This window comes from Achromobacter sp. SIMBA_011 (genome assembly GCF_046535435.1).
Classification (GTDB): domain Bacteria; phylum Pseudomonadota; class Gammaproteobacteria; order Burkholderiales; family Burkholderiaceae_B; genus Achromobacter; species Achromobacter dolens.
Window position 1 is genome coordinate 1 of record NZ_JAWRWN010001218.1, and the last position, 236, is coordinate 236.

1 protein-coding gene is annotated in these 236 nt (G+C 50.4%); it reads right to left on the minus strand.

The window, feature by feature from the left end:
• Window positions 1-236 (minus strand): hypothetical protein (locus tag SB816_RS34935; protein WP_410548617.1); only part of this gene is annotated, 236 nt, incomplete at both ends.

The window sequence follows — 236 nt, forward strand, 5'->3', positions numbered from 1 at the left end:
CTGATGCTGTGCCGAATTTCGAACCCCACGAAGGTTTGGGAAGGCGATGGCCATTCGTTGGTGGATATCAGTTACTTGAGCTGGGATGTTTTCAGTTTTTGCCAGAACACCTAAAAACTTGTCGAACCCGTCTAGGGCGTACAAAAAGGCCCGCGCATAAAGGAATGAGGTGTTGTGCTCAAACTCTCTGGGAATAGCTCCCCTGGCCCATTGCTCCCGCTTAAAACGAACATCGG